The sequence below is a fragment of the Candidatus Poribacteria bacterium genome (assembly GCA_021295715.1).
GTDB lineage: Bacteria > Poribacteria > WGA-4E > WGA-4E > WGA-3G > WGA-3G.
Genome location: JAGWBV010000003.1, coordinates 219,306 through 243,298, shown reverse-complemented (window position 1 = coordinate 243,298; position 23,993 = coordinate 219,306). Strand labels below are relative to the sequence as shown.

The 23,993-nt window shown below is 49.0% G+C and carries 20 protein-coding genes, 2 tRNA genes and 1 pseudogene; 19 read left to right on the top strand and 4 right to left on the bottom strand.

Annotation, left to right across the window (positions count from 1 at the left end; genetic code table 11):
* Positions 1-98 precede the first annotated feature (98 nt).
* Positions 99-896, bottom strand: a complete 798-nt coding sequence (locus J4G07_02045) for a hypothetical protein (protein ID MCE2412761.1) — start codon at positions 894-896, stop codon at positions 99-101.
* Between the two features lie 253 nt (positions 897-1,149).
* On the opposite strand from J4G07_02045, the gene J4G07_02040 reads away from it, so the two are divergent.
* From J4G07_02040 to J4G07_01955, 18 genes and pseudogenes are all read left to right on the top strand, one after another.
* Positions 1,150-1,797: a ThuA domain-containing protein gene (locus J4G07_02040; protein ID MCE2412760.1), complete on the top strand. Its 648-nt coding sequence runs from the start codon at positions 1,150-1,152 to the stop codon at positions 1,795-1,797.
* 63 nt (positions 1,798-1,860) lie between these two features.
* A complete protein-coding gene (locus J4G07_02035) occupies positions 1,861-2,967 on the top strand; it encodes a mandelate racemase/muconate lactonizing enzyme family protein (GenBank protein MCE2412759.1) in 1,107 nt (368 codons plus the stop codon).
* Between the two features lie 19 nt (positions 2,968-2,986).
* The gene (locus J4G07_02030; GenBank protein ID MCE2412758.1) at positions 2,987-3,763 is read left to right on the top strand and encodes a hypothetical protein; all 777 of its coding nucleotides are present in this window, start codon (positions 2,987-2,989) and stop codon (positions 3,761-3,763) included.
* Between the two features lie 314 nt (positions 3,764-4,077).
* Positions 4,078-4,488 carry an NADH-quinone oxidoreductase subunit A gene (ndhC, locus tag J4G07_02025; protein ID MCE2412757.1) on the top strand — a complete coding sequence of 137 codons (411 nt, stop codon included), beginning with the start codon at positions 4,078-4,080 and terminating at the stop codon, positions 4,486-4,488.
* Positions 4,478-5,047 (top strand): NADH-quinone oxidoreductase subunit B, encoded by a 570-nt coding sequence (locus J4G07_02020; protein ID MCE2412756.1) that lies wholly within the window; start codon positions 4,478-4,480, stop codon positions 5,045-5,047. The genes ndhC and J4G07_02020 overlap by 11 nt, the downstream gene beginning before the upstream one ends.
* A gap of 108 nt (positions 5,048-5,155) precedes the next feature.
* Positions 5,156-5,641 carry an NADH-quinone oxidoreductase subunit C gene (locus tag J4G07_02015; GenBank protein ID MCE2412755.1) on the top strand — a complete coding sequence of 162 codons (486 nt, stop codon included), beginning with the start codon at positions 5,156-5,158 and terminating at the stop codon, positions 5,639-5,641.
* A gap of 210 nt (positions 5,642-5,851) precedes the next feature.
* Entirely contained in the window at positions 5,852-7,057 is a 1,206-nt protein-coding gene (locus tag J4G07_02010; GenBank protein MCE2412754.1) for an NADH-quinone oxidoreductase subunit D, read from the top strand.
* 44 nt (positions 7,058-7,101) lie between these two features.
* Positions 7,102-8,376: an NADH-quinone oxidoreductase subunit NuoH gene (gene nuoH / locus J4G07_02005; protein MCE2412753.1), complete on the top strand. Its 1,275-nt coding sequence runs from the start codon at positions 7,102-7,104 to the stop codon at positions 8,374-8,376.
* A 200-nt stretch (positions 8,377-8,576) separates the two neighbouring features.
* The gene (locus J4G07_02000) at positions 8,577-9,242 is read left to right on the top strand and encodes a 4Fe-4S binding protein (GenBank protein MCE2412752.1); all 666 of its coding nucleotides are present in this window, start codon (positions 8,577-8,579) and stop codon (positions 9,240-9,242) included.
* 150 nt (positions 9,243-9,392) lie between these two features.
* Positions 9,393-9,911 carry an NADH-quinone oxidoreductase subunit J gene (locus J4G07_01995; protein ID MCE2412751.1) on the top strand — a complete coding sequence of 173 codons (519 nt, stop codon included), beginning with the start codon at positions 9,393-9,395 and terminating at the stop codon, positions 9,909-9,911.
* 100 nt (positions 9,912-10,011) lie between these two features.
* Positions 10,012-10,320 carry an NADH-quinone oxidoreductase subunit NuoK gene (gene nuoK / locus J4G07_01990; GenBank protein MCE2412750.1) on the top strand — a complete coding sequence of 103 codons (309 nt, stop codon included), beginning with the start codon at positions 10,012-10,014 and terminating at the stop codon, positions 10,318-10,320.
* Positions 10,321-10,442: 122 nt separating this feature from the next.
* Positions 10,443-12,615 (top strand): annotated as a pseudogene (locus J4G07_01985) (NADH-quinone oxidoreductase subunit L).
* 287 nt (positions 12,616-12,902) lie between these two features.
* Positions 12,903-14,411, top strand: a complete 1,509-nt coding sequence (locus J4G07_01980) for an NADH-quinone oxidoreductase subunit M (protein MCE2412749.1) — start codon at positions 12,903-12,905, stop codon at positions 14,409-14,411.
* A gap of 220 nt (positions 14,412-14,631) precedes the next feature.
* Entirely contained in the window at positions 14,632-16,122 is a 1,491-nt protein-coding gene (locus J4G07_01975) for an NADH-quinone oxidoreductase subunit N (protein MCE2412748.1), read from the top strand.
* Positions 16,123-16,199: 77 nt separating this feature from the next.
* Positions 16,200-16,270, top strand: a tRNA-Gln gene (locus J4G07_01970).
* Between the two features lie 21 nt (positions 16,271-16,291).
* Positions 16,292-16,363: transfer RNA gene (locus J4G07_01965), tRNA-Glu, on the top strand.
* A 102-nt stretch (positions 16,364-16,465) separates the two neighbouring features.
* Positions 16,466-18,529 carry a thioredoxin domain-containing protein gene (locus J4G07_01960; protein ID MCE2412747.1) on the top strand — a complete coding sequence of 688 codons (2,064 nt, stop codon included), beginning with the start codon at positions 16,466-16,468 and terminating at the stop codon, positions 18,527-18,529.
* Between the two features lie 232 nt (positions 18,530-18,761).
* The gene (locus J4G07_01955; protein ID MCE2412746.1) at positions 18,762-19,637 is read left to right on the top strand and encodes a phytanoyl-CoA dioxygenase family protein; all 876 of its coding nucleotides are present in this window, start codon (positions 18,762-18,764) and stop codon (positions 19,635-19,637) included.
* 64 nt (positions 19,638-19,701) lie between these two features.
* Here the strand turns inward: J4G07_01955 and J4G07_01950 are convergent, their stop codons facing one another.
* Both J4G07_01950 and J4G07_01945 read right to left on the bottom strand, forming a co-directional pair.
* Positions 19,702-20,511: a phytanoyl-CoA dioxygenase family protein gene (locus tag J4G07_01950; protein MCE2412745.1), complete on the bottom strand. Its 810-nt coding sequence runs from the start codon at positions 20,509-20,511 to the stop codon at positions 19,702-19,704.
* 150 nt (positions 20,512-20,661) lie between these two features.
* Positions 20,662-21,942 carry a hypothetical protein gene (locus J4G07_01945; GenBank protein MCE2412744.1) on the bottom strand — a complete coding sequence of 427 codons (1,281 nt, stop codon included), beginning with the start codon at positions 21,940-21,942 and terminating at the stop codon, positions 20,662-20,664.
* Between the two features lie 309 nt (positions 21,943-22,251).
* Here J4G07_01945 and J4G07_01940 point away from each other — a divergent pair, with 309 nt between their 5' ends.
* Complete coding sequence (locus J4G07_01940; protein MCE2412743.1) at positions 22,252-22,866, top strand: hypothetical protein; 615 nt, start codon at positions 22,252-22,254, stop codon at positions 22,864-22,866.
* Here the strand turns inward: J4G07_01940 and J4G07_01935 are convergent.
* Positions 22,863-23,936, bottom strand: coding sequence for an alcohol dehydrogenase catalytic domain-containing protein (locus tag J4G07_01935; protein ID MCE2412742.1), 1,074 nt, complete (start codon positions 23,934-23,936; stop codon positions 22,863-22,865). The genes J4G07_01940 and J4G07_01935 overlap by 4 nt on opposite strands.
* Between the last annotated feature and the right edge of the window lie 57 nt (positions 23,937-23,993).

The following is a 23,993-nucleotide window of genomic DNA, read 5'->3' as shown; positions in this document are numbered from 1 at the left end:
TAGCAAGAATGTTGAATTTACGCCAATTAGGCGATATTCCGCCCAATAGTTTTCCCACATATTGAGGGGTTGATCGATATTATCGAAAATGTGGGCATTTAGAATGATGCCTCCTCGTCGTCCGTGTCGTCGGGGTCCATTCCGAGGTAGAGGCCCCTGACAGCGAGTCGGTTTTGGACTTCGAGGAGCGACTTCTCTCCGAAATTCTGGTATTCCAGAAGGTCCCATTCCATTTTTGCGACGAGTTCTCGGACGGTTTTGATATTTTCATTTTTAAGAGAATTGTAGGCTCGGGTAGAGAGTTCAAGTTCGCGGATAGGTTGCGCTAAGTAGGTGTCTCGTTGCTGTTTCGTCACATCAGCCACAGGCTCCGGTTCAGCGTGCGTCTTGCGAGTCCTTGGTCTTTGCTCCGGTTGCACCCCAATAATATCTATCCAGGGCGAATCCAATTCCTGTTCTGCCTCCAAAGTATCTGCCACGACATCCCGTTCGGAACCGATCATGGCTTTTCCGATGAAACCGGCGAGAGAATTCAAAAGCGTCGCGGGATCTTGCCCTTTTAAGGCAGCTTCTAAAGCATCAACGCTCCAATCGGTAACGACGGTCGGAGAGGTCTTGCTAGCTTCTTCAAATATCTCAGAATCTTCCTCGCCTAAGGCTATTTCGCGCCAACTTAAGGCAATTTCATGCCAAAAGTCGAGAAAAGTCTGAAGCGTTTCGCTATCTTCCTTGTCCTCTGAAATTTGGATCATCAATTCCAGTAATTCCCCAAAAAACTGAGCAAGTTCCTCGTTCGCTAACCACTTGATCCAATCGTGAGATTCTGGGATCGTGAAAGATTTGACGAACATTTCGTCATCCATAAGGTATCCAACGACGAGTTTGGGCATTTTCATGTGCTATCTCCGTGTAGTCGGAATATCAGATTGCTACGAATTATACACGAGGCATTAATAAAGTTCAATTTTTTTCTGAAGGGGTAAATTTTTGAGAATTGGTTTGACACAATTTTGAGTTTCCATTAAACTATCTCCACAAATTGCAGTTCTTGCGTTCGATTTTTTATCGTAAGCGGCGGATTTAGTGCCGTTTTCAAATTGTTTGTGCCATTAAGACGCAATGTGTCTTTGATTTACACTGGAGGCTCTCATGTCGAAAATTCTCGTATTATCAGGTGAAAACCACGGTTTCAATGCAAGTGCCAGCATCATTCACGATTTTCTCGCCGACGATGCTAATATTTCAGCGACGTTAACTGACGATAAAGGGATTTTAGCATCCGAGGCATTGAATTCCTACGATGCGTGTGTCTTTGGCACCGGCTTCACGCGGACGGAACGCCAAGCGGACGGCTCCGTCGCCCGTGTCTCCGATTTAGCATCCGCTGAAGAAGAGGGTTTGTTCCAATTTGTCAATAGCGGCAAGGGGCTGGTCGGCATTCACGGGACCGCGTGGTGGATCAGTGGTCAAGCAATGGATCTCATCGGTGGTGCTTCCAATTGGCATCCGCCCGGCTCAACGTTTACTGTCCATATTGAGGATAGCGAACATCCTACGACCGAAGGTGTCGAAGATTTTGATGTGGAAGATGAAATCTATATCTCCGCCCACGATCCGCACATTCATGTGTTGGCATCTGCTGAGTGGTTCGGTAAGGCACACCCGATGGCATGGGTCAGGTCTTACGGTTCTGGACGCGTCTTTTACACCACTTTGGGGCACGGACCCGGAACCTTTGAGCGCGCCGGAATGCAGAAATTCCTCACCCAAGGTGTGAAATGGGCAGCGGCATCGTAGTTTTGTGTGGCAAGTTTTGCAAACCTGCAAGCGACGCCAAAAATTCTGTAAGGCGAGGCACCTATGCCTCGCCGCTCCATTACCTTAAAAATGCCCACACTAAAAATCGCAAACATAGAGACCGAGATCGTTCAGGTAAACCACCGCGGCAATTGGGTCTTCGTCAAAGTCCATGCCAATGATGGCAGAGTCGGGGTTGGCGAAGCTTCCCACGGTAGGGATGACACGCGCATCCAAGATATCATTAACACACTCAAATCTTCGCTCGTCGGTTGGGATCCGTTTCAATTGGAGGCATTTCACCAACGTTTCTACCACGGCTCCGAAAGCCATTCCTACCATACCGCTCTCAGCGGGATCGAGCACGCAATGTGCGATCTGATAGGTAAGGCATTGGATATACCGAGTTATCAATTGTTAGGTGGCAAGTGCCGAGAAAAAATCCGCCTTTACGCCAATATCAACCGTGCGACCCTCGATCGCACGCCGTCCGGTTTTGCCACCAACGCCGCACGCGCCGTTGCTGACGGATTTACTGCCATAAAATGTGCGCCTTTTGACGATGTTTCCGTCGCGAACCTTTCACGTGGAACGCTGACTCCTGCTATCTGCACGGGAATTGATCGCATTCGCACGATACGTGCCGCGATTGGTGCGGATATCGATTTGATGGTGGATTGCCATAGCCGTTTTAACCCGGGTATTCTCATCCAAGTCGCAAAAGAATTGGAGGATTTGCATCTCTTCTGGATTGAGGATGCCGTGTCCTTGGATAATCTTGATGCCTTCGCCTATATGAGTCAGTCCATTAGTATCCCAATTGCAACCGGTGAACGTTTACGAACCCTCACAGATTTTGATCGGTTGCTAACCCAAACAAACGTTGATTATATCTTACCGGATGTCAAGCATGTCGGCGGAATTTCGGGTTTGAAAAGAATTGCGACCCTTGCTGCTGCACGGAACGTCATGGTAACACCGCACAATCCGAGTGGTCCTGTCGCGACTGCCGCGAGTGTGCAATGCATGGCGAGTGTGCCGAACTTTGCAATCCTTGAATACGCGTGGGGCGAAGTAGACTGGCGTGCGTCTCTTATTGATCCACCCGAAGAAATCGTTGATGGATTTATTGAAGTGCCTTCCGGAGCTGGACTCGGCATTACGCTTTAAAATATATGAGGAGTTTTAAATGATACTTCGTAATCTTGTCAGCCAAACGATCCCAAAATTCATTCCTTTTTACCTCTTGCTACTTGTCCTGACGCTTGCTGGGTGCATCGGAAACCTACAGACGATGCAAACCGAAACCGAAGCACCTACCGCTGCTACAGAGACGGAAGAAGCATCACGTCCGCTCGCGGAACTCCAACTCTCGACCCCAAAGACGAATTATGCTGCGAAGGAGGAGATTCCCCTTCAGCTCAATATTCAGAACGGCAAATTTGACTTGCTTGTGCCTTCTTTTAGCGTGGCAACGAAGGGTGCCTTCACGCAGATAACAGTGAAGGACGCGAACGGACAGGTTGTTGAACCGAAACGCGCGATTACACAAGAGAACCCACAGAAATATGTAACGCACGACGGAAAGTCTGTCCGGTGTATTCACGGGTTTGATTTCAAAGCGGACATGAATCAGGAACTGACCTTGAAAGATATCCAGCGATACTATCAGCTACAATCCGGTGCTTACACCGTAACGCTTGCAATTGACTTGGAAGTTTACCGGGAATCTATAATTGAAGATCACCCCGAGGTGGCCGAATTAAAGCGCGATCTCGCGCGGCTTCAGAATGATCCGAATCTTCAAGCCGCCGCAAAGCAGGACGCGGTTAGCTATTACAACGAGCAACTCAAGTTTATTGAAGAAAGACACAAGGATGAGGTGAAGGACGTTTACTTGCCTGTCAAAGCGCGGCGTGGGAAAGCATCGCTTGTATCTAATGAGATCGCACTAACGATAGAATAATCCAAGTTTTGTAGCGTAAACTTTCAGTTTGCGCATGCATGGACACAATTTTTTAGGTGATTGGTTTGATCCCTCAGTTTTACCTGTCTCACCGCAGCCCACAGTTGCTAACAACTACGTGGCGAATGTCAAAAGTCAGGACTGAATCCAGATGCTGGAGAAGCGTTTTCGTGAAAAACAGGAGTGAACACGATGCCCTCGCGCAGGTTGAAAATTTTACTTGCAAATTAGCGCAAAATGATATATAATTTTAAAAATGAAGTCATCCATGCACAAAGTTTTCGCTACATCGCGGTTCCCAAGGATAATCCAGAATGCTTTTTAACTTCGCAAATGTGCTAATCTTCTTGATTGTTGGCTGTTTATTTGTCGTCCTAAACCTGACTGTCTCTCGCCTCCTGCAGACCAAACTATTCTCAGGCGAAAAGTATATCCCCTACGAATGCGGCGAAGATCCGATCGGTGATACGCGGATTAAGTTTAACACCCGGTTTTATGTCATCGCGCTCATTTTCCTAATCTTTGACGTGGAGACCGTGTTCCTTTTCCCGTGGGCGGTCGTTTTCCGCGACTTTGGGCTCTTCGCATTTTTGGAGATGCTCGTTTTCATCGCGATCCTGTTAGTCGGACTTGCATACGTCTGGGCAAAGGGGGATCTGGAGTGGATTCGATCCACGCAGTTGGAAGTTCAATCCGTCCGGAGGGAAGAAAGTTATGATAATTGATGAGAAACTGGACAAAAACGTTATTGTCACCTCAGTTGATGCCGTTGCTAACTGGGCACGCTCCTCCGCACTCTGGCCCATGACGTTCGGACTTGCTTGTTGCGCTATTGAGTTTATGGCGACTGCCGCTTCCAACTACGACCTCGACCGATTCGGGGCAGGTGTGCCGCGTGCGACACCCCGCCAATCTGACCTCATGGTCATCTCTGGCACGGTGACGCTCAAAATGGCAACTCGAATTAAACGCCTTTATGAGCAGATGCCGGAACCGAAATACGTCATTTCAATGGGCAGTTGTGCTACCAGCGGCGGACCCTATTGGCAACACGGATATCACGTTCTCAAAGGCGTTGATCGGGTTATCCCTGTTGACGTTTATGTGCCTGGGTGTCCACCACGCCCGGAGGCACTCATTGAAGGGCTGCTTAAATTACAAGAGAAAATTAAAACCCAGACTGTCGCGAAACGCGATCACGTGCCCTTCCTAAAGAGACTCTTTACCAAAACGGAGTGGTACGAGATTGAAGGCACTGAAACTGCAGAAGGTGAAGGTACATAGCAAGTTTCGGCTTGCAAGCTGCGCCGAAAGCCTGAAACCACTACCTAAAATACCAGTTCGTTCAACGATAGGAGCGATTTGTAATCGCGATCATGGAGTAGGATATACGTGAAACCAGAAGAAATCTATGAAGTCCTGACCAAACAGTTTGGTGAAGCCATCCTCGGTTTTGACACCGAACTCGCTGGTGACCCGAATATTCGTATTGCCCCCTCAGCAATCGCCGATGTGTGCCAATATCTCGCCGAAACCGACACATTGGCATTTGATTCCCTGATGTGCCTTAGTGGTGTTGATTTGAGTGCCAACGACGAAGAATTTGCTATTGTCTACCATCTCTATGCCATGCAGCATCGGCATAGCGTGGTGCTGAAAACAACAGTTCCGAAAACCGATTCGCACCTCCCAAGCGTCTCACATATCTGGAAAACAGCCGATTGGCACGAACGTGAAGCTTATGACCTCTACGGCATCTTTTTTGAGGGACACAGCGATCTCCGCCGCATCTTGCTTCCCGATGATTGGGACGGATACCCGCTACGTAAGGATTATAAGGAACCGGAATTCTATCGCGGTATGCGCGTGCCGTATTAGGGGCAGTTCAGATTTGACATTAAACGGCAAAAGTGGTATCATATATAGTGGTAAAATCCAAAAATTAAGAGAGAACGCGTAAGTCCTACGTAAAAAGAAACGCAGCTTGAAACGAAGTGGAAAGCGGATTTAAGAAAAGACCGTCATAAACCAAACTACCCTGTTTTAACCGCAAGGTAAAATTAAAAGTCCGCAAGGTAAAATTGAAAAATGGAAACTACACCACAGACTGAAAGCAAAATTATAGAGTTGAAACCGTTCGCCGATGAAATGGTTGTCAATATGGGACCTCAGCATCCAAGTACACACGGTGTGTTACGGCTGGAATTGAAATTGGATGGTGAAGTCGTTCGGGAAGCAATCCCCCACATCGGCTACCTGCATCGCTGTTTTGAGAAGCATTCCGAGAATCTCTCCTATCCCCAAATTATTCCCTTTACCGACCGAATGGATTACATAGCGGCGATGAACCAGAACTGGGGATTCTGTCTCGCTGTCGAGAAATTGTTGGAGGCGGATGAAAGCAAGAACTTTGAGGTGCCGGAACGGGCGGAATACCTGCGGGTGCTTATCTGTGAATTAAATCGTATTGCGAGTCATCTCCTGTCCTTCGGGACCTACGGGATGGACCTCGGCGCGTTTACCCCATTTCTCTACGCCTTCCGGGATCGAGAACGGTTGCTCCTACTTTTTGAGAAAGTGTGCGGCGCACGGCTCACCTATAACTATATCCGCATCGGTGGCGTTTCCGAAATCATCCCGATGGAACCGGGTTCCATTACAGAACAGAATTTTTTGGACGAAGTCGAAGCATTTTTAGACTATTTTGAACCGTTGATTGACGAATATAACGAACTCCTGACAAAAAACAGCATCTTCGCGGAACGCACGATGAGGGTCGCTGTTATGCCAGCGGAGATGGCACTGAGTTACGGCGCGACAGGTCCGAACCTTCGCGGTTCCGGTGTTGATTGGGATCTGCGACGAGACGAACCCTACTCTATTTACGACAGGTTCGACTTTGATGTCCCTGTTGCTGTGGACGTTCCAGAATTAGGGGCGGTCGTCGGGGACTGCTGGAGTCGATACAAAATCCGTATGGATGAGATGAAGGAATCTGTCCGAATTGTCCGACAGATTTTAGCGGGAGGGCTCCCCGGTGGTCCAGTGATGGCAGATTTAAAAGCCGTCCGTCCACCGAAAGGCGAAATCTATTTCCGCAGTGAAGCCCCGCGCGGTGAACTCGGATTCTACATTGTCAGCGACGGCACACCGAAGCCGGTCCGTCTCAAGGGACGTTCCCCCTGTTTCAGTGCTTTGAGCGCACTCCAAGAACTCAGTCGCGGTTTAATGGTCGCAGATATTATCGCGATTATCGGCAGCATTGATATTGTGATGGGAGAAGTCGACCGGTAAACGCGCTTCATATCGAAGTTTACCGAATCAGATAAGGAGATTGGATGTCGGATTTTAGGGCACTGTTTGCACGCCCAGACTTCAACATATCTGAAAGTTTCTTACCCAATATAAACTTACAGAATCAGCTCAATTGGGCGGAGGAATTTATACAGAACGTTGTAATTCCGCGGTTGCCGGAAGCGGTTGCTTCGCATTTTCCTGTGGAGATAGGCACAGTTCTCATCATGTTCGCATGTGCTGGCGTTTTTGTTGGAGTTGTCCCACTACTTCCGTTGGTGTTGGTGCTCGCAGAACGAAAGGTCTCCGCACGTTTCCAGAATCGAACGGGTCCCATGCGCGTCGGACCGTGGGGCACCCTGCAAACGTTAGCCGACGGTGTGAAACTCATCTTCAAAGAAGATTTTATTCCTCCACAAGGCGATAAACTCCTTTTTCTGCTTGCTCCCTATATCATTTTTGCCTGCTCTTTCGCTGTCTTTGCCGCTATTCCCTTTAGTGAAGGTATATTGGTGAGTGACTTTAATATCGGTATCTTCTATATAATGGCGATCTCCTCTGTAATTGTCATGGGGGTGATCATGGCAGGCTGGTCCTCGAATAGCAAATGGTCACTGTTGGGGTCGCTCCGCTCCGCTGCCCAGATTGTCAGCTATGAAATCCCACTCGGTCTCTCCATTCTCACTGTTGTTATGCTCGTCGAAAGTTTAAGCATGCAGGAGATTGTAGCAAGTCAATCCAATGGCGTTTTCAGTTGGCTCATTTTCCGAACACCCTTTGCTTTTATTGCATTCTTTATCTTCTTTATCTCTTCTATCGCTGAGGTGAACCGAACACCGTTTGATTTGCCCGAAGCCGAATCTGAAATTGTGGCGGGTTTCCATACCGAGTATAGCGGTATGCGCTTCGCACTCTTCTTTATCGCTGAATACGCGAATATGTTTGCAGTGAGCGCAATCGCTGTAACGCTTTTCCTCGGCGGTTGGGAAGGCGTTTTGCCGGGTTACGATATCCTCGGCGGGTTCCCCGGTTTCGTTATCAAATCTATGGCACTCGTCTTTTTGATGATGTGGTTGAGATGGACATTGCCGCGCTTGAGAGTAGATCAACTTATGAATCTCTGCTGGAAATACTTTATCCCGATCGCCTTCTTCAACATCTTAGGCACTGGCATCTGGGGACTCATTTTCCCAGAGGACACCGTGATTAGCACCGCCATTAGCTGCACAATTATCTATATTGGACTTATCGCCGCATATAAAGTCGCTGGAAGGGGACTCACGCAGAGTCCCGCACCACAAGGAGTAATGAGCAATTAACAATTGGCAGTCAGTGAATATGGAAGTGGCAGCTTAGGTTAGGAGAGTCTCGTAACCGGTAGCCCGTAACGTAGTGGAGGGCGGATTTAAGGAATGCCGTGAAAGTCGAAAGCATCCGTTGTTCCACCGCAAGGTAAAATTAAAATATGGACAAATACATACGAAACATCTACAGAGGCGTTTATACCGTTCTCGTCGGGATGCGGGTGACGATCAGGCAGTTTTTTGAACCGAACGTCACGCATCAATACCCGTATGAACATGACTTTGAAAAGAAACGGAACGTTCGAGAGATTCCGAAAGGGTATCGCGGGCAACTCTACAATCGAATTGAGGATTGCATCGGATGCAAAAAATGTGAGATGATTTGTCCGGTTGATTGCATTATGATCACAGGGACCAAACTTCCCAAGGGTGAACAACTCTGGGATAGCATGAATGTTGTGCACCTCAAGGATGGCAGAGAAATCATCGGTCTCATTGAAGGTGACGATAAACAGGTAAAGTCGGCGGATTCAATAACCCTCACGAATATTACCTCTCGCCAAGGTCCACAGGAGGTCGTAGACCGCCTTGAGTCGTCCGGGATTGAGAATCGGACCCAGACTTTTTCCAGCGACGAGGTGTCGCGGGTTGTCACCCGAAATCCGGTCGTTTTCTATCTCGATCAGTTCGATATCGATATGTCCCTCTGTATGTATTGTGGACTTTGCACTGAGGTTTGTCCGACGGAGTGTCTCACCATGAAGGACACGCTCGCCGGGATTGAATACTCCAAATTTGATCGGTCGGATTTAATCTTTAAGTTTGACAAGCAAGAAATGTACGGTAAAGGTAGCACCGAAGAAGTGGATGCCGCGGATTAGACGGTAAAATTGGCGATTAGCAATTAGCAGTCAGTAAAGAGGCTTTCGTTAGACCGGAAGCAGTAGCCTGCAACAACGGCGCAGGCGGATATAAGCGACGCACCTAAAAGCCGAAACGCACATTGTTTCTCCGCAAGGTAAAATTAAAATATGGAATTTACGCTCAAAACCTTTGTTTTTTACGGATTTGCCCTGATGACAATTGCGTCCGCGCTCGTTGTTGTCAATGTCCGAAACATCGTCCACGCGGCGTTTTCGCTCATGGTGACGCTCTTTGGGGTTGCTGGGCTTTATGTCTTTTTACAGGCTGATTTTCTCGCCGCAACGCAGGTAATTGTCTATGTCGGCGGTATACTCGTCCTCATTTTATTCGGTGTCATGATGACCAGCGGACACTTGGAGATGCGCGTTCATATTGAACGCGGGCAACTTCTGCTCGGAGGTGTGGTTGCGCTGGCACTGCTTATGTTGCTCTTAACCGTTATTGCGAATACACCCGCATGGAAGAATCTCACCGACGATGGCACCGAGCTTCCACCGACAACAGAACGCATTGGCGAATTGATCCTGAATGGGCAATTTCTTCTCCCCTTTGAAGTCGTCTCTGTGCTGTTGTTAGTTGCATTAATCGGAGCCGCCCTGATTTCCCGAAAGGAGGTTAGGGACTAAGATAGCCATCAGCCATCAGCCATCAGTCACAAGAGTCTTTTGTTAAACGAAATCCTCTTTACTGATAGCCGATAGCCGATAGCCGATAGCCACTAAAAAAATGACCCTACAACACTATCTCGTTATCAGTGCGATTCTGTTCACGCTCGGTATCTTCGCTGTCCTGACCCGACGCAATGCCATTAGTATTTTGATGGGAATTGAACTTATTCTTAATTCGTGTAATCTTAACTTTGCCGCATTCTCGCGTTTTATGACACCGCCGGAGGACATCAACGGACAAATTATCGCGATTTTTGGGATTGTACTCGCCGCAGCGGAAGCCGCTGTCTTTTTGGCGATTATCCTCGCGATCTACCGTGAATTCGGTAGCATACGTCCCAACGAAGTTGATACCTTAAAAGGTTAAGAGAGTTATCAGTATTCAGTTATCAGTTACAAGAGGTTTCGGAGGCACAAAACCTGTCTTGACCGATAGCCGAGAACTGATAACCGAAAACTAATAGAAGGAAAGGCTTAAATTAACAAAGTATGATTGTATTTTTAATAAGTCTCATCTTGCTTTGCCCACTTGCCGCATTTGCGATCTTTGGGCTTTTGGGCTTGGGAAATCGGAGTTTCCCGCGACAGGATTATCTATCCACTGCAGCAATGCTCGTTGCACTTATTTCTTCGCTCCTGCTTTTGCGAGAAGTCGTTCCCGACCCAGTCCCTTATACAGTTCAGTGGATTTCGCTCGGTGGTGTTACCTTCTCTATGGGTTTCTATTTGGACAGCGTTACAGTGATCATGCTGATTGTTGTCACGCTCGTCAGTAGCCTCGTTCATATTTTCTCGATGGGCTACATGCACGGGGATCCGAGATACCCACGGTTTTTTGCCTACCTTTCGCTCTTTTCCTTTTCCATGCTTTTCTTGGTCGTGTCGGATAACCTGCTCGGTATTTATATCGGTTGGGAACTCGTTGGACTCTGTTCTTATCTGCTCATCGGTTTCTGGTTTGAAAAGGACTCCGCCGCGAATGCCTGTAAAAAAGCATTTTTGACGACCCGTGTCGGTGATGTCGGTATGTTCATCGGCATGATGATGCTCTTCACCAAATTTGAAACGCTCTCACTCTACGGAGGAGACGGTATTTTTGCCCAGGCTGCTTCTCTATTGAACAGGTGTCCTCATCTTTTGTGGTGCTATTGGTAAATCGGCACAGGTGCCGTTGCATACATGGCTCCCTGATGCGATGGAGGGTCCTACACCCGTTAGTGCATTGATTCATGCCGCCACAATGGTTGCCGCCGGGGTATATCTCACGGCTCGGATGTTCCCGATTCTAACAGAGACCTCGTCTCTGGTAATTGCCTATATCGGTGGTATTACCGCACTCATCGCTGCGACTATCGCTATTGTTCGCTTCGACATTAAACGGGTTCTGGCATACTCCACAATTAGCCAACTTGGCTATATGATGCTTGGGATTGGGGCTGGCAGTTATGTCGCGGGACTTTTCCACCTCACGACACACGCCTTTTTCAAGGCACTGCTGTTTCTCGGTTCAGGAAGCGTTATCCACGCTTTCCACGCTATGCATCATGCCCACGGCGACCACGATGAACATGGGCATGCCCACGGCGACCACGATTTAGTCCATGATCACGGTTCCGAGATTCCGCCCGATCAGGACATGCGGAACATGGGCGGATTGCGCCACAAAATGCCAATTACTTTTGTCACGATGCTCATCGCAACGTTGTCTATTTCTGGAGTGCCTTTTGTCTTCTCCGGGTTCTGGAGCAAGGACGCGATCTTAGGCGGCGTGCTCGGGCGGGCGATGGAATGGAACTCCGTCCATCACTATCTCCTATTCGGTATAGCACTCTTTGCCGCTGGAATTACGGCGTTCTATATGTTCCGACTGATTTTCATGACCTTCTTCGGCGAACCGCGCAATCAGGAGATGCACGACATGGCGCATGAATCCCCGAAGTCGATGACCGTGCCGCTCCTCATTTTGGCTGCTTTAAGTCTGCCTGTCGTGAATATACTTTGGTTTAACGATAACTATATTAAACCGCCAGAACAACCGCATCTTCACGCACCGCAGCACGCGCATGTCTCACCGGACAGCAGAACTAACAAGGCGGGGATTACACTATCGCTTTTCGGCGTTTCTGAAGCAGTCGCAGCCGAAGAAAGCGGACACGATACACACGGCGCGCACGCGGATGATGGACATCATGGACACGGTCCCGCACATGCCATCGCGATGATTCTATCTATCTGCGCCGCTGGATTAGGTATACTGCTCTCATGGTTGTTCTACCACAGGAGAACTTTGTCTGCCGAATCTGTCGCAACGACATTTCGACCGCTTTATAATCTTTTCTGGCATAAATACTACTTTGACGAATTTTACGACGATGTATTGGTCGCGCTAACGGTGTGGAAAGCACGACTCTTTGCTCAATTTGATGGAACTATTGTTGACGGTATCGTCAACGGTGTTGGAAAAGTAACGCGCGATTTCCTCGCTGTGTTCATCGGTGCTTTTGATAATCGTGTCGTTGATGGCATCGTCAATCGAGTCGCTGAAGTTACATGGGCAGTTGGTGGAAGAGTTCGTCAGATCCAGACCGGCGCGATTCAGACCTATCTCTTCGTTGTGCTCGCGGGAATTGTGTTGTTAATCTTGATTTTTCGGGTTCTCTAACTGTTGGGTTTTCACCCCGCACTCCATTCCATTACGCGCAGGGACTTGGTGTCGCACAAACCCGTAGCCCGTAACGAAGTGGAGGTTTTCTAATTGTTCGCAAGGCGTTAAATGAAGGGGTTAGTTTCATAACGATTTTGGGGGCTCCGCCTGCTCCGTTGTTGCAGGCTGCTGTCTTAAGTTAATTTTACAAAACGCATAGTCCGTAATGAAATGGAGGACGGGTATACGGAAAGGCATTCTAAACCTTAAACCCGCCTGACCGAACCGCAAGGAATAATTAAAAAATGTTACTGTCGCTAATGATTTTTATCCCGTTGCTCGGGATGATCGCTGTTTTACTTCTGCCGCGCGAGTCAGAGGAACTGGTTAAACGCGTTACGCTCCTTTTTACACTCATTCCTCTCGCACTCGCTGTCGCTTTATTCATATCCTACGACCGCTCGACTGCAGGAACGCAGTACGTCGTCAACGTTCCTTGGATCCAAGCATTTAATATCCAATACCACATCGGCATTGACGGACTCAGTGTGACGCTTCTGCTCCTCACTGCACTCTTAGGTCCTATCTGCGTTATTGCCTCTTGGCGCAACATCGAGAAAGGTATCAAGGCTTACATGGCGTTGTTCCTACTGCTCGAAACCGGGATGCTGGGTTTCTTCGCTGCCTTGGATCTGTTCCTTTTCTACGTTTTCTTTGAACTGACACTCCTGCCGATGTACTTCCTTATCGGTATCTGGGGCGGACCGCGCCGCGAATACGCTGCGATTAAGTTCTTCCTTTATACGCTCTTCGGTAGTGTGTTAATGTTGGTTGCGATGATAGCGGTCTATCTCAACAGTGGAGCACCGGGTGCGCGGACCTTTGATATTCCGACCCTCATTACGTTAGCATCTACAGCAGGACACGCCCTTAACAACCCCGACTTCCAGATCTGGGTTTTCGTGGGTTTCTTTATCGGGTTTGCCGTTAAGGTCCCGATCTTCCCGTTCCATACATGGCTTCCCGATGCACACGTCGAAGCACCGACAGCCATTAGCGTTATCCTTGCGGGGATTCTCCTAAAGATGGGAACTTATGGACTGGTTCGGGTTAACATGGCGATGTTCCCACAAGGCTTGGACCATTTTACGAACGGGATAGGTTTCTGGGGCAATAGTCTTGCACTTCTTGGATTTATTAATATCGTCTACGGTTCCTTCTGTGCGTTGGCACAAACCGACTTTAAGAAGTTGGTGGCGTATTCCAGTATCGGGCACATGGGCTTCGTTATCTTGGGGCTTGCCGCTCGAAATGATAGTGGCATCACCGGTGCGATTCTTCAGATGTTTAACCACGGTGTCATCAGTGCGATGCTCTTCCTACTCGTTGGTGTTCTTTACGACAGAGCGCACCACCGTGAAATCAATGGATTCGGCGGCCTGGGAAGTAAAATGCCCGTCTATACTGGCATTACGACGCTTGCGTTCATGGCTTCTTTGGGACTGCCCGGCTTGAGCGGATTCGTCGGAGAGGCACTCTCCTTACTCGGTGCCTACGATAGATTCAAACTGTTGACTATCTTGTCCACAATTGGTATTGTTGTCGGTGCGGCATATTTCCTCTGGACGCTTCAACGGGTTTTCTTGGGGACACTCAACCCTAAATATGAAAAACTGTCCGAAATCAATGGACGTGAAATCTTGACACTGGTGCCGCTTGGAATCTTAACCATCGTGCTTGGTGTCTGGCCCAACTTCGCTATTGATATGTTCAGAGAGTCGGTTACCAACCTCATCGGTGTCCTGCATCAGTAACGGCAGTAGACACATTATCATTCCGAGTCGGTTACCAACCTCATCGGTGTCCTGCAGGTAAATTAAAAACGGATTCTGTCAATCAGGTAAATGAGAAAGCCTGCAACAATACGCAGAAACGCCCAAGCAAAGACCCCAAGCAAAAACACGCAGGCGGTTATACGCCGATAAACATTATTGAACCCACGCACCTGACCGAACCGCAAGGTATAATTAAAATATGCAACCCTTAAGCAACATCGAAAGCCTCCTCTACTTCAGTCCAGAAATCCTCCTTGTGATTTTTGCCGCCGCTGTTGTGCTCCTTGACCTCGTCGTGAAGGATAGAGAAAGTTCCGCCGTCGCACATCTCTCCCTCGCAGGCTGTATTTGCGTTTTTGCCGCTGTCCTTATCACACACTTCTCTTTCGGCGATGAAGGTCCTATTTCTCTCTTTTTGGGAATGGTCCGACTTGACGTGTTTTCCAGCTTTTTCAAAGTTTTGTTGCTGCTCGCAACGGCTGCAACGATTCTCTTTTCTCTCCGCTCCGAGGAACTCGACGCACGATTGAAAGGCGAATACTACGCGCTCTTGTTAGCCATTACCCTCGGAATGTTCCTGATGGCTTCGTCAACGAATCTGTTGATGATATTCATCTCGTTGGAAACGGTGAGTCTTACCTCCTATATTCTCGCTGGATTCTTGACGCATAACCCCCGTTCGAGTGAAGCCGCATTCAAATATATCACGTATGGGGCAGTCGCGTCGGGAACCATGCTTTTTGGATTGTCCCTACTCTTCGGGATGACTGGCTCCGGCGATCTCGGTCAAATTAGCGTGCGACTCACCGAGCTCCTCGCATCTGGGGATGTTGCCCCTCTTGCCGTGCTGATTGCGATAACCTTCATTCTTGCGGGTGTAGGCTATAAGATAGCCTCAGTCCCGTTTCACATGTGGTCCCCTGATGTCTACGAAGGCGCACCTATTCCAATCACTGCTTTTCTGTCGGTTGCCTCAAAATCCGCAGGTTTTGCCTTGTTCATCAGGTTTTTCTACTCCGGGTTCGGCAACTCTGAATTGATGCAAGCTGTTGATTGGACCTTTATGTTAGCAATAGTCTCCGCATTGACGATGACTGTCGGAAATCTCGCCGCTTTGCCACAGCAGAATGTGAAACGTTTATTGGCTTATTCCAGCATCGCACACGGGGGTTACCTTTTGATGGGCGGTGTTCTGCTTACCTCTGAAGGCGTCGGCGCTATCCTCTTCTACCTCGTTGTTTATCTCTTTATGAACTTAGGCGCGTTTTATGTCGTTGTCCTGATTGCGAATGAGGAGGGGAGTGAAATGATTGAGGGCTACCGGGGTCTCGCCTCGCGTGCACCATTGGTCGCTTGGGCAATGGCGATTTTCCTCTTTTCGCTGACAGGGATTCCGCCGTTCGCGGGTTTCTTCGGAAAATGGCTACTCTTTGCCGCTGTCCTTGAGCAAGGATATTACTGGCTCGCATTTGTCGGTCTACTCAATAGCGTCGTCTCGCTCTACTATTATGCCCGTATTGTGAAAGCGATGTTTCTCGAAGATGCTGCGGAGGAAACAGCGCAGGTCTCCTTTTCTACCGGCACGTTCGTGCTCTTGAGCGTCTTTGTCATCCCAACGATTCTCATTGGATTCCTCAATATTTTCTATACCCTTTCCAATATCTCAGTCTCGGTCATACCAATGCAGTAAATTCTTGAAAAAGAATTGACAAACGCTGTTAATTAAGATATACTTAAAAACGCAACAGGTCTGCAAATGTGGATCAATGCCCGGTCGTCTAATGGTAGGACGCGTGGCTCTGGACCACGTAGTGAAGGTTCGAGTCCTTCCCGGGCAGTCCCTTTCATTCTATCAATGTGCCGCTATCGTCTAGGGGTTAGGACGGGTGGTTCTCAGCCACCAAACCGGGGTTCGAATCCCCGTAGCGGTATCCTCTTCACTTGGACGGGCGGGGTTTCTTAGCACCCGCCCATTATCTTAAGCGCGCAGATATCCTCTGAGTTAGCGTCCCACACATTGGAGAAATGCCCACATGCACGATACATCTCAGCATACCAACCGCCTTATCCATGAAACAAGCCCTTATCTGCTCCAGCACGCGCATAATCCCGTTGACTGGTATCCGTGGGGCGAAGAAGCGTTGACGCGCGCCAAGGATGAGCAAAAGCCTATTCTTCTGAGTATCGGCTACTCCGCTTGCCATTGGTGCCACGTCATGGAACGTGAGTCCTTTGAAAATGAGGAGATCGCCGCGGTCATGAACGAACTTTTCATCAATGTCAAGGTCGATAGAGAAGAGCGCCCTGATTTAGATGAAATCTACATGAACGCCGTCCAGATCATGACGCGTCAAGGCGGCTGGCCCATGACAGTCTTCCTCACGCCTGATCTGAAACCCTTTTACGGCGGAACCTATTACCCACCGACTGACAGATACGGTAGACCCGGGTTTCCAAAGGTGATGCACGCTGTTGCCGAGGCGTTCAGCGATCAGAATGTGGAGGTCCTACAGCAAGCCGACCAAATTACCGCACACCTTACCCAGATGAGTAACGTCGTTGACCCGCACCACCATGAACTCACGGAAGAATTGATGACCCATGCTTTTCAGCACTACCACTCCCAATTCGATTCGCAACACGGTGGATTCGGCAATGCCCCTAAATTCCCGCCCAGCATGGGATTGCCTTTCCTGTTACGCTATTGGCATCACAGTGGCAACGCCAACGCCTTAGAGATGGTCGAGCTTACGCTGGAGAAGATGGCGCGCGGTGGTCTGTATGACCAACTCGGTGGCGGTTTCCACCGATATTCCACCGACGCACACTGGCTTGTCCCGCATTTCGAGAAAATGCTTTACGACAACGCACAACTCGTCGTCGCCTATTTTGAGGCGTACCAAGCCACTCAGAAACCGTTCTATCGCGATATAGCCACCGAAACCCTCGACTACCTTCTTCGCGAGATGTACGACGCAGAAAACGGCGGTTTCTATTCCACCCAAGATGCTGATAGCGAAGGCGTAGAGGGCAAATTCTTCGTCTGGGAACCGAACGATGTGGAAGACATCATCGGTGAGGCAAACGCCGAAATCTTCTGTGAGTATTACGACATTACACCACAAGGCAACTTTGAAGGAGAAAACATTCTCCAAGTCCAAACGCCACCTGACATTCTTGCCCGAAAACTGCAGATGGATGTCGGAGAACTGGAAACTCTCCTCGCAGATGGGAAACAGAAACTGTTTGATGAGAGGGAAAAGCGGATTAAACCTGGATTAGACGATAAAATCCTCACCAGTTGGAACGGAATTATGATCCGCGGTATGGCGATGGGCTATCAACTGACTGGGAAACCGGAATACCTTGAGGCGTGTGAAAAATCCGCTGAATTCGTCTTGACAACCCTATCTCAAGAGAACGGACTTCTTTTGCGCACCTATCGTGCTGGTAAAAGCCACCTCAACGCCTATCTTGAGGATTACGCCTACTTCATCGCTGGGTTAATCGCTCTCTACGAAGCCAGTTTTGAACCGAGATGGCTTACTGAAGCCGAGCGTCTCACACACATCATGATCGATCAGTTCGGTGACGACGCAGGCGACGGGTTCTTCTTCACCGGCAAAGCGCACGAAACCCTTATCGTCCAATCCAAATCCGCTTACGACGGTGCCACGCCTTCCGGTGCATCTATGGCGATTCACAGCCTCTTACGACTCGCCAAACACCTCGACAACTCCGGATTCCACGACAAAGCCGTTGAGACGTTGTTGCTCTACTTCCATCAGATGGAGGGGATGCCCGCAGGATCCGGTCAACTGCTCTGTGAGTTAGCATTCCTGCTATCGACACCGAAAGAGATTGCGATTGTTGGTGAAAAAGGGGATGCGAAAACGGACGCGATGTTAGCAGCATTACACGGCACGTATCAGCCCAACAAGATCGTTGCTTTCAGTGAATCCACTGACGGACAGACATTACCGCTTCTCGCGAACAAGTCCCAAGTTGACAACACCGCAACCGCTTACGTCTGCGAGAATTACGTCTGCCAAGCCCCCACAACGGATGTCGAAGCATTTGTAGAACTGCTTCAATAGCACCTCTTTCCCCTATTTGTCTGCTGGCGAGGTTTCCCAACCTCGCCTTAGAGCGTCTTCCGAATTTGATTTGTGGTTTAATACGTCTTCGGTATAATATAATCAGAAGAAAGGAGTATTTCTGCACCCTGATAAGGGGGAAGGGACTTCCAGAGAATATCCTGTCACGATAGGATCAATGACCCATAGCGAAGAACGAAGTTGTAGGTAATAACCGCGCCGGAGGACAACAATGGCACACACAAACGAAGCAGCGATTGACCTCGACTGGTATCCGCTCTCCGATGAAGACATACGTCATTTTGACGACAATGGCTATCTCATCGTCCGGAACGTGCTGGATTCGGATACTCTTGAAGAACTCATTGAAGCGAGCGATCGACTCATGGCGAGCGATCGGCGTGAGAACCGCCAACACAACTCCAACAACTTATATGACAGTTTCCGAAATTGCATTTCCATTGACGATACCTTCATTCCCCTCATCGCGCAGGAGACCATTCTGCCTGTTGTCGTGCAGCTGCTCGGGGCGCATTTGCAACTCATGACCTCACACCTGATATATAAACACCCGGATCCACCGGACACACCGGACACCGCCCGTATGCCGGGTTGGCATCGCGACTACGCTATCGCGACAAGAACACACGGTAACACGTTACCACGCATCTTGCTAAAATGCGCCTACTACTTCACCGATCTGAGCGAACCCAATTCCGGTGCAACGCTCGTCGCTCCCGGTAGCAATCATCTGCTCGAACGGATTTCCATTCCAGAAGGAAAGGTGGATCCAGAGGGTGCCCTCGAACCGAGCCTACAACCCGGCGATTGCCTACTGTTTGAGAATCGTATTTTTCATGCAGGGGCAACAAACCTAACTGACCAGACGCGCAAAGCTGTAATGTTCGGTTACGGTTACCGTTGGGTAATGCCGATGGATTATCGGACACAGGAACAGGATTTGTTGGATAAGTTGTCGCCGCTCGATCGGTATCTGGTTGGAGAACCCTTCAAGAAAACGCAAGAATATCATCCAGGCGGTGGTGAAAGCCCACTTGCCTCATGGTGTGAGCAGCATGGCACGCCAGCAGTAAGACCCGTCGATTAACGCAAATCTAAGAACGCATTTGGGGGGAGGGTTTGTAACCCCAAAGTGGGGGTTGTAACCCCGATTACGTCAATGTAATAACATCCTTTTTAACGATCTCTTTCGTGTGATAGTGGTCTGCCTGGGAGATGAGTTCCAGCGTTTCTGGTGATAATCGTGTTCTAACCTCTGGCGGCACTCGACTCTCGCCACGATGTTGCGGTCTGTAGCGTAAGGTCAGGACGCAACGATAGCGGTCTTTCGGTTTCCAAGGCAGTGCACCGTGCGTCAAGAGTTCAGAGATGATTACGAAATCCCCTGCCTTTGGTGTGATGTTAACGACCCCTTCTGGAACATCATCAGTATCCTTAATCTTTCCGTTGTTGTAGAGGTGTTCGGGACGATCAAAAAGAGTCTTGTGTGTGCCGGGAACGACCAGCAATCCACCATCTCCCGGATGCACATCGAACAGATACGGAAAGACAACAAAATCGTCACAGAAGATTTGACCGTGTCGGACCTCATAACGGTTACAGTGCCATCCAAAATCCTCTCGTGCGCAATGCAAGCGGAGCCCTTCCGCCGACTCTGACACACCCGCCCGATCCGCAATCATTGTGCCACGCATCAACTGCGGTTTGTTATTCGTCAGTTCCTTGATGATCGGCCACGTTGATCGGTGCATCGTGAGTGCCTCTAAGGGTTTCGCAAAGGCAAAGCCGTTTGGGAGGTTCTTTTCGCTGGAATTAAATCCGGGTGGGAGTTCTTCAGTAGGCGTGTTGATGTATTCGTTTGCGGCTTCTTGCGCCGTTTTCAGTTCTTCGTCACTCATGACATTCTTCAGGTGAAGGTAACCGGTAACATCGAAAAGATAACGTTGTTCAGGTGTCATCATAATATGCTACTCCTTGTCATACAGGTTAGCTGATTCGTGCGTAGTGCGTAGGTTGGGTAGAGCGGAGATCACGGAGAACTCCCAAGACTAAAGTCTCACCTTCGGAATTCAGGCATCTTAACATCATTGGGATTATAGCGAAACCCAACACTAAACCGATGTCTCCCACACGGGCCAATCTCTCTCCTGTAACTGCTTGAAGAGTTGGTCAAACGCTTCACTACCGTCGTCCTCCCACTCATCCAGACGGACACCCGGAGCATAAGATTCGTCCACCCCCTGCTTCATGAGACGTTCCGCTTGTTGCAGGTTTCGGTAGTAGTGCTTTATGCCACCCGGTAACGTGACAACGGAGATGTGCCGCGCCCATGTCGGTTCAGGCGTTTGGGAATACCGTTTCACGGCATCTTCATCTAATGCGACACCGAGACCGGGACCGTCAGGGACCTGCATAAATCCGCGCTGGACTTTGTGCGGTGTAACAAGTAGATCGCTTTCATAAGCGTGGCTCGCAGTGACACCCGGTATAGTGGCTGTCGGTATCACGGCTCCCAGATGACACGCAAATGCCGCCGTAATACCAGTCCCGACATACTGGAGTAGGATCGGTGTATTCGCAGCAGCGAAAGCCCACCCCGATGCCAACGCACTTTTGACACTCTCGTGGCTACACAGCGCACCGTCAAAATCGCCTACCCGAAGTCCAATCCATGGACCAGAGGGTTGACGCGAGGCACCCTCCCGGATAACACCGACACCATGCAAATAGAACGGAATCCGAATCTCTTGATGTAACCGTCGCCACCCCTCCACATCATAAGCGAAAATCGGTTCTTCGAGACCCTTGACGACCGGAATTTTCTCCAGTTCCCGTAGGATAGGTAGTGCCTTTTCGACATTAATTAACGAGCCGTTGAAGTCGAACTCCACGCGAAAGTCAGGGGACGCGACCTCTTGGATCGCATGCGACTGCTCGACAACATCGTAGAAAGCCCGAGCTTTACACTTCAAACCGCGGTATCCGCGTTCAGCAGCGACTTGAACCTCAGCAGCGGTGTCCTCAGGAGACATACACGGCATCCACCACCCCATCGCAACCCACTGTCGAACCTGTTGACCCATCAATTTCCATGCTGGCAGACCAAGATGTTTCCCCATCAGGTCGTAGCACGCCATGTCGAGATTAAAACGTCCGTCACCCATGACGTGATCGAACGGATTCGTGCCGAGATAGGCATCCAGCACCTCCTGATCAAACGGCGGTCCTGGGTTCTCTCCGAGACCGATGAGACCGGTATCGGTATAAAATTTATAGACCGTGACCAACTCGGTCATCGCGAAGTGATAGTATCTCTTGCGAATCCGTTCTTCGTAAGGCACACGCAATGGAATTGATTCAATCTCGGTAATTTTCATCGGAAAATTAGGCAAGAAACCGGAGGGATTGCCTAACTCCTTATATTCTCGTATATCGTTTTTTGTTTTGGTTGTTCTTACTGTCTCTTCATATTCCCGTGTATTCTACCAGAGTTTTTGAAAAGGATCAAATCTAAAATGCTGAAATCGGTTTACCCCTCTCCGCGTATACGCGGAACTCCGTATCTGTCCACACTTTTCATCCACTCCAAGTGTGGAATACGGTATGAGAAAAAGATTACGTTTATATTCTATATTGAGATATAATATATGTTAATCCGAGTTGTTACCTGCAGGTTATTATCCACCGGAGGCATAAAAATCATGGCATTTAGTGATTTCAAAAGGGTCTCTGAAGTCCAAAAAAAATTTAGAATCAAATACATAACAAATGACTTTTTCAAAGTTAAAGCGGCGAGCCCTTCGGAGCAGTTTTTGCAAGAATTCAAATTTACTATGGAAAACGTCAACGTTTTCTCATCTGAGGCATCGCGCTGTGAAGCGATTATTTTTCCTGTTTTAAAGGAGGCTTACAAAGCGTATGCTGATACTTACGCGCTCTGGATAAGGGAACCCATTACCTATGATGAAACCCTGAACGGTACGCCAGATTACCTCGTCGCTACAAAATCCGAATTAGGGATGACTGTTGTTGGAACACCCTTGATAATTGCTGTTGAAGCAAAGAAGAATGATTTTGAGCAAGGCTGGGGACAATGCTTGGCAGAATTAGTCGCTGCCCAAAAAATCAACGATGATCCGGATACCCCGGTGTACGGTATTGTCAGCGATGGGGAACGATGGCAATTTGGGAAACTTGTTAACGATGCCTTCATCCAAAATAGAACGGGTTTTAGTATAGATAATTTGCCAGTTCTCTTCGGGGCAATTAATGCCGTCTTCAAAGCGGCAAGTCAGGCATCTGTTGGACAAAGTTAAGGCACCAACTGTACCTTAATCGAATCCGCCCCTTCTTGAACCATCTCGAATCCTGTGAGATAGTCCGCCAACGGCAGTTGATGCGTCACAATATGCTCGACTTCAATTAAACCGCGATGGATATAATCAATCGCCAGCGGATACGCATACGGTCCTAAATGCGAACCGTGGATATTCAATTCTTTCGTGTCGCCGATGATCGTCCAGTCCACTGTTACCGGTTCCCGCATAACGCTGAATTCGACGAAGGTGCCTGCCTTCCGAATCATGTGCAGTCCCTGCTCAACCGCCTTCGGGTGTCCCGTTGCCTCAATATAGACATCACAGCCGTAGCCTTCCGTGAGATCCAACACCTCTTGAACAGCATCCGTTTCCGATGGATTAATTCCAATATCCGCTCCCAATTTTTTGGCAACCTCTAACCGGTTCGGCATCAGGTCGATGGCGATAAGCACACCCGGATTTTTCAACCGTGCCGCGCCGATCATACCGAGTCCAAGCGTGCCTGCCCCCGCAATCACGACAACATCACCAAACTCAATGTTTCCGCGTTGGATGGCATGAATAGAACAAGCGAGTGGTTCAATCACTGCGGCATTTGCTGTCGGAATCTCAGAAGGCACCTTGTAGACAAGCGAGCGCGCCGGGAACTTCATATAGTCCGCCATACCACCGTTCACGACCGGTTGAAACCCATAGATGTTATGGACTTGGCAAAGCCAGTACTTCCCAGTTCGGCAATACCGACACTCCCAACACGGAACTATCTGCTCTGCAATAGCCGTATCACCGATTTCAAGTTTATACTTCTCGCCAGCCCCCTGACCGAGTTCCACGACTTCACCGATGAATTCGTGTCCAGCAATAACGGGTGCTTCTACATACGGTTTGCGATTCTCATCTCCCCAGAAGAGTGGCGCGCCTGTATAACACTTAATGTCGCTTGCGCAGACCCCGCATGCATTCACCTTAATGACGACTTCGCCGGGACCTGCCTCTGGCATCGGGACCTCTTCGAGGCGGTAATCCCACGGTTCGCGACACATAATCGCTCGCATCGTTTTCGACATTTTTTACTATGGTCCTCGCTACGGTTGATCCATTAAGTCAATCGTCGTTCTCTGATT